General features: G+C 43.9%; 6 protein-coding genes. 3 read left to right on the top strand and 3 right to left on the bottom strand.

Annotated features, from left to right (window positions below; genetic code table 11):
- Both AAA952_RS18490 and AAA952_RS18485 read left to right on the top strand, forming a co-directional pair.
- The coding region (locus AAA952_RS18490) for a DUF5086 family protein (protein ID WP_338258794.1) at nt 1-470 on the top strand (470 nt) is incomplete at its 5' end.
- Nucleotides 471-575: 105 nt separating this feature from the next.
- Nucleotides 576-1049, top strand: coding sequence for a hypothetical protein (locus AAA952_RS18485; protein WP_338258793.1), 474 nt, complete (start codon nt 576-578; stop codon nt 1047-1049).
- 558 nt (nt 1050-1607) lie between these two features.
- Here the strand turns inward: AAA952_RS18485 and AAA952_RS18480 are convergent.
- Nucleotides 1608-2966, bottom strand: coding sequence for a YjiH family protein (locus AAA952_RS18480; protein ID WP_131523258.1), 1359 nt, complete (start codon nt 2964-2966; stop codon nt 1608-1610).
- Nucleotides 2967-3672: 706 nt separating this feature from the next.
- On the opposite strand from AAA952_RS18480, the gene AAA952_RS18475 reads away from it, so the two are divergent.
- Entirely contained in the window at nt 3673-4386 is a 714-nt protein-coding gene (locus AAA952_RS18475) for a hypothetical protein (RefSeq protein ID WP_028761881.1), read from the top strand.
- A gap of 36 nt (nt 4387-4422) precedes the next feature.
- On the opposite strand, the gene AAA952_RS18470 is transcribed toward AAA952_RS18475, so the two are convergent.
- Together AAA952_RS18470 and ubiU are read right to left on the bottom strand one after the other, a co-directional pair.
- Nucleotides 4423-5310, bottom strand: a complete 888-nt coding sequence (locus tag AAA952_RS18470; RefSeq protein ID WP_338258792.1) for a U32 family peptidase — start codon at nt 5308-5310, stop codon at nt 4423-4425.
- Nucleotides 5311-5347: 37 nt separating this feature from the next.
- Nucleotides 5348-6358, bottom strand: coding sequence for a ubiquinone anaerobic biosynthesis protein UbiU (gene ubiU, locus AAA952_RS18465; protein WP_113939322.1), 1011 nt, complete (start codon nt 6356-6358; stop codon nt 5348-5350).
- Nucleotides 6359-6491: the final 133 nt, after the last annotated feature.

Raw genomic sequence — 6491 nt, 5'->3', positions numbered from 1 at the left:
GTTGCTGCACGCGGAAAAATTACTCGCTACGCTCCCAATTTTCCGGTGAGCAAAGCGTTATGCATCTTGAGGTTTATGTGCACAGAATTTTATGGTTGATCTCTGGCCTGCTTGCAAGTAGCGCATTTGCTTCAGATCTAGCTACACACAAGGCCGGAATCTGGACTATTGAATCTACCGAAAATATGAGTCGGTGGGTCATCATTCATAACCTTGAGAGCGCAGCGACTACCGGTGTATTTCATATTGAAGTGATTGGTCGAAAACATGGCAATGCTGCTTGGCAAGTCGAGCGCCTAGTTCGCCATATGGCAATCACAGAAAAAGTATTGAAGGCCAGTGTTAAAGACTCTCTGAATAAAGGCGGTGTTTATCCTGAATCTTTTGACAATGCTTATTCGTCTTGGCAGAAAGAAAACAATGGCAAGGGTGGGGCAATTTGCGACACATCCTTAATAGAGTGCATGTAAATGCATAACCAGGCGTTGCAGTGGATGCCCGACAATGTGCAAGTAGGCACTCCGTTCCGGCCACCACTGAACTTGGCGTTATATTTAAATCGTAGAGTGTAAATTATGAGCAAGGAAATCGAACAAGCGGCCCTTGAAATAGTAAAAGAACGAAATCCTCAAGGAAAAGAGTTCAATACACACCACACTTACGAAGATTTTTTTGGTGGTAACTTGGTCACGATTGGCTTTAAAGTTGAGGCCGGTGAAGCTGATAAAAAAGTTGATGTTGCCTTAGAAAACTATATATACCATGACGGTAAAAACACACACCACTATAGATTTCAAAACGAATTTCTACATGACATATCTAAACGTCAAAGCAAAGGCTCGTCTTTAAAGCAATTTGCTGATGTATATGGTACTTCAGGCAGTATTGCTATGGTGTTAACTTTGGCAATTGGTTATCTTGCTATCAAACAAATGCCAATACCAGATATTCTTGCAAACTCTTTAACAGTCATCATTGGTTTTTATTTTGGTGCTCAATCTGTTAAAAATAAATATAACAAGGCATTGCACCTGACGCATTGTAAGTAGCGCTTTTGCAATATCGCTGCGCTAAGTTTATCTCAACGCACTACTAACAATCCGCAGGTGAACGCAACGTTACCCATAGAAATTTTAATCCGAAATTCACGAATTAGAGTTAGGAATCTAACACGCTTTTGTCCAAAAGCGTGCTGGGTATCTCCTTCATACAGACTGGTTACACTAGTGCCCAAAAGGTGAGCAATGGTGATTGGCGAGACGACCGTCCGCCCCATGGATGGGGCGGTCGAGCATCCACGGACGGACTAGCTGCGTGTCGGAGAGTGAATGCCATGGCAAGCCTATATGATTGAATACCAGCCAACACTTAGATCCCTGTGACTGAAATAGCAGGTCACCCAGTACAATTTGCCTACACCTTCTGTCCAAAAGTGAGTTGTGTGGTGTCGAGTGGAGATTGTACGATTAAGTCACGCTATATAATCAAAACAGCCAGTTCGTGTATGAGTTAGTGCAAAAAGGGGAGTCAGTTAATCTGACTCCCCTTTTTTAGAACGTTTGTTGGACTTACATTAAAACCTACGTTAGGCCCAAACTAGCGTAATGTTAGAACAATAAATGGGCTACACCTGCGATAACAGGCAGTGTCACTAAAGTGCGTAGAATAAACACCACGAAAAGCTCAACGAAGTTGACGGGAATTTTACTGCCGATAAGCAGTGCACCGACTTCACTCATATAGATCAACTGAGTCACAGATAAGGCTGCAATTACAAAGCGGGTCATATCTGATTCAATTGAGCTGGCAAGGATTGACGGAATAAACATATCCGCAAAACCGACCACGATTGTTTTAGAGGCTTCAGTGGCTTCTGGAATATGCAGTAATTCGAGTAATGGAATAAACGGCATCCCCAGATAGTTAAATATGGGTGTGTGCTCGGCAATAATCAGTGCCAGCGTACCAATGGCCATTACCACAGGGATAATACCAAACACCATATCGACAACGTTTTTAATACCTTCATTTAAGACAGCTTTTATGCCACCAGCACTGGCGGCTTTTTCTAAGGCTTTATCAAAGCCCCAAGATAAGGCGCCATGTCCAGCGGGGATCAGCTCATCATCTGGCATGCGTGGTGTGTCATCTATGTAGTTGTCTTTCTTCCACGATAATGGTGGCAACTTAGGCACAATCACAGCGGCGGCAAAACCCGCGAGGCACACAGTCAAATAAAAGGGCACAAACATATGCTCTAACTTAACTTGTGAGATCACCACTAAGCTGAAGGTAATCGATACCGCCGAGAAGGTTGTACCAATAACTGCGGCTTCTCTCTGGGTATAAAAACGGGCTTCGTATTGTTTGCTGGTCAGCAAAATACCGACACTGCCATCACCTAACCATGAGGCCATACAATCGATAGCGCTACGACCCGGTAGATTGAACACAGGACGCATGACTTTCGTTAAGAGTGTGCCAAAGAGCTCGAGTAGGCCGAAGTTCAGCAGCAGCGGCAGTAACATACCAGCAAAGATAAATACCGAGAACAACACAGGTAATAAGTCGTTTAAGACTAATGCGCCAGTGCTCGAGGAGTTGATGATCTCTGGACCTAAACCTAAGTAAGTCAGTACGATAAACACTGCACCTAAGATCCGAGTCGTCAACCACATAGGGCTGACATTCAATAAACCATTAAGGAAGTGATTTTGGCTAACGAATGTGGGCTTAAACACTTTTGACAGTAAAGAGGCCAGCGCCGTAGTCACAACAATAATAGTCACTATGAGGGTTAGCACACCGCTCAATGCGCCTTGCAGTGCTTTAGATATGATAGCGATAGGAATTGTGATCGCATCGTTGTAGCTGATAGGGGTCATAAATAACAACAGACCAATCAGCGAAGGGACGATAAAGGTGAGTATCGTCTTAATGTTTCGGTTTTTATTTTCAGTAGCCAATGTTGTACACCTTAAAGTACGAGTCGTACATGGTAAATTTGAATAAATAGCCGCACGTAACAAGCTGTCGACGCTAATTAAGGTGCATTTAAATTCAACTCAAAAACGAGAATGGGGAAGATTACTCGCTTAGCTTCTCTATGTAAAACGATTCGCTAGTTAGTTTGATATAAGCAGCAAAACAGCATAGTTATTTTACTTTAGTTGTCGATAAATTAAGAGTGGTTATATTGGCTTGCATTACTATAAAAGTATTATTAAACATAGTATTACCATCACTTACCTTAGGTGGGTTAACGACTGGTTAATTACTTGTTTACTGATGTGTGTGAAACTATCTAGATGTTATTTCTGCACAAAAAAACATCAGCAACTTTAGCCCTACCGCCATGTTGGCTGGTTTTCTGTTCGATTTGAAAGTGCAATAGAGATAACTCTGGCTATATAGCGTTGACGAGAACCTGTTGTGCATATCGCGGTAATGTTAAGGAGTCTTGGGCACTAGGACACATTTTTATGCGATAAGCCTTTAAATCGACCTATCTCTAAAAGTGACCTTCTCCATTATCTTGATGCTTTTGTGATTGACTAAAAAGTCGCAAATAACGATGAAAGTAAAAATATTATTCATAAAGCGGATACCCGCCGCTTTAAATCTTCTCATTTCCATGTAAGTTAGTATTACTCCCATCCAGCTCTAGTATTCATGATCGCAAAAGTACAGAAGGTTACGATTAAAGGCGGCTCAACACTGGCCATTAAGTTTGGTTTTTTGGGGATCTTTGGGCTTTTAATTGGCATTGTTATTACTGTTTTGGGGTTCGATGATTCTGAATTCCATCGCTTCAATTTTTTGAATCACACCCTAAGTGAATTAGGGACTTATGGTCATTCGTCTTTCGCTGTCATTCTCAACGGTGGGTTGTTTTTTGGCAGTTTAAGCCTCGTTTTCTATTGTTTGTCTTCTTTGCAGCAGGTGACTTCTTGCTGGGGATACCCTTTCTTTATCAGTTTGGCTCTCACTTTTCTGGCTTTAGCGAGCGTGGGATTATTTCCGGTGAACGTGTATCACTTGCATGTTCTTGGGCTGAAATGGTTTTTCTATCTGGGGAGTTTGAGTGCGATCTTCTATTTAGCCTTGGTCTGTTTCGGCAAGTCTAACTTTGGCCGTTGGACTGGGTTGTTGGCGTTAATCGTCTTATGTAGCATGTTGACGTTTCTGTATGCGCCACAGCTCAATTTAGGTTTGACCGAAGGCGATAGACCGTTTTATCAGGAGATGGTATTGCAACTGCCGCGTCCTACTTTGTGGTGGCCAGCCCTACTAGAATGGATTGGACTGGGAAGTTTATTGTGTTGGACAAGTGTGCTGCTTTTTAGCCAGTTAAGCTTCAGCCAAGATCCCAAAATCATTGGCTGAGTTATCTTTGAATTTAGACTTATCTTCAGCTCTAGGCTATGGATTCACATGCACAGCAAGGCCCGCTTCACCAAACCAATAACCGTTGCACTGGGTTATATCAAGGTTGCTATTCATTGAGAAATCCTGAGTATTTTTAGTCGCTTGAATCGTATCGACCAAAGTATTGGCTTTAGTGATGCAGTCAAGACTATTGGGTGATACTCGAAACACATCGACCCCCATCTGTGTCATTGCCGCTATTTCACTGCGTAAATCTAAACAGCTAGCGGATTGGGTTTGAATTCCATTGAGCCTGAGTAAAGGTTGCTGCTCTTGGGTTTGCGCGAGTAGTCCTTTACTGTATTCACGGCACACCGTTTCGCAATGATCTTTCGTGAGCTGTTTGTGTCTAGCGGTAAAGCAGCGTGCTGAATGGGCGAGTGGTAAATAGCCGTGGCCGAGCACTTCCACCTCAAATGATGGCTGTTCTTGAATCACTTGTTGTAACCAAGCCTTAGATAGCTCCACTGGCATCACAAATCTTTGCATTCCAAACCGCTGCAAGATATCTAAACTAGCACGATTGTAGTTATTGATACTCGCGCCGCAGACAAAGGGTAACTTACGTTCTTTGGCAAGATACACTGCCGCCATATCGTTTGCTTCGACGATAAATTCACCGTTATCGACCTGGCGTTTGAGCTCAGTATATTCAGATGGCGCTTCGATTAAGGCCAGCGTCGAAAGCACGACTTCTTTACCCGCCTGCTTGAGCATTTGCGCCAGCTCTAGATAATCGCCCCACTTGAGTTCGCGTCTGCGGCTACAAACCGCCTCACCTAAATACACTAAGGGAATTTGACTGGCGGCGACTTGCTGGTAAAAGTCAGCGACTTGCTGTTTCTGCCAGCAATACAACAGTGGTCCTAGGGAAATCTTCATAAGGTGTCCTTTGTCAATCTTGCTCTCTATTTACCTTTTATTGCCAATCGCGCTCGTAGGCGCCAAGCGTAGTGATCTGACCCTCGGATACTTTCGCTAGGGCTTGTTCCCAATGGGGTTGATTTTGGCTTTGTGAGTACAGCGCTGGATTATTTAGATAGGTGTCTATGGCTTGACGCCATACTCGAGTGACTTGTTCAACATAGGCGGGGCTGCGTTGACGTCCTTCGATTTTCAGCGACACTATGCCCGCCTTGGCTAGCTCTGGAAGTAAGCTTAAGGTATTCAAACTGGTTGGTGATTCGAGTAAATATTGCGGCGAATCTTGATCTGCTGTGATGTAACGGCCTTTGCATACCACGGGATAACCCATTTGTTCGTCGAGGGCCGATTTATCAATTAACACATCGTTGAGCCGGGTTAATCGGTTCTGTCCTTCTTCTTGCCAGCGAACGTGTTTTGCCGGTGAACAAGATCCACCTGTGTTGGGTGATTGGCCCGTTACATAGGATGATAGCTGGCAACGCCCTTCGGCCATAATGCACAGACTACCAAAGGCGAATACTTCCAAATCCACTGGGCTGACTTTAGCAAGATCCCGTACTTGTTTCATGGATAACACCCTTGGCAATACTACTCGGGCGATGTTAAAGGCTTCCTTATAAAAGCTCAGCGCACCCAGATTGGTTGCACTGGCCTGCACCGATAAATGCAGTGGCAGGTTTGGATAGTGCCTATGGGCATAATCGAGTAAAGAAAGATCGGCGACAATTAATGCATCCATACCCAGTTTTGCCGCTAAATCGATAGCCTGATACCAACGATGCTCTTCACCGGGCTTTGGAAAAGTATTTAAGGTCAAAAAGATTTTTTTGCCGTGCTTTTGCGTCAGCTCAGTGGCTTCTTGCAATTTTGCGGGGGTGAAGTTTAATCCTGCAAACGAGCGCGCGTTGGTGTCGTCTTTTAACCCTAGATACACAGCGTCGGCTCCGGCATGTAATGCCGACTTTAGCGAGGCCAGATTTCCTGCTGGACACAACAGCTCCATAGTGATGCTCCCGATAAAATGATAGCCGCTGAGTGTAGGTAAGATTGAATGGCGATGAATTGATTTAAAACAGGTTTAAGATCATAAAATCCCGATAAACTGGGATATATCATGTTTTATTCTTGTAGGGTTC

The organism is Shewanella sp. M-Br (assembly GCF_036245925.1).
Lineage (GTDB): Bacteria > Pseudomonadota > Gammaproteobacteria > Enterobacterales > Shewanellaceae > Shewanella > Shewanella oncorhynchi.
This window is presented reverse-complemented; position numbering and strand designations above follow the sequence as displayed.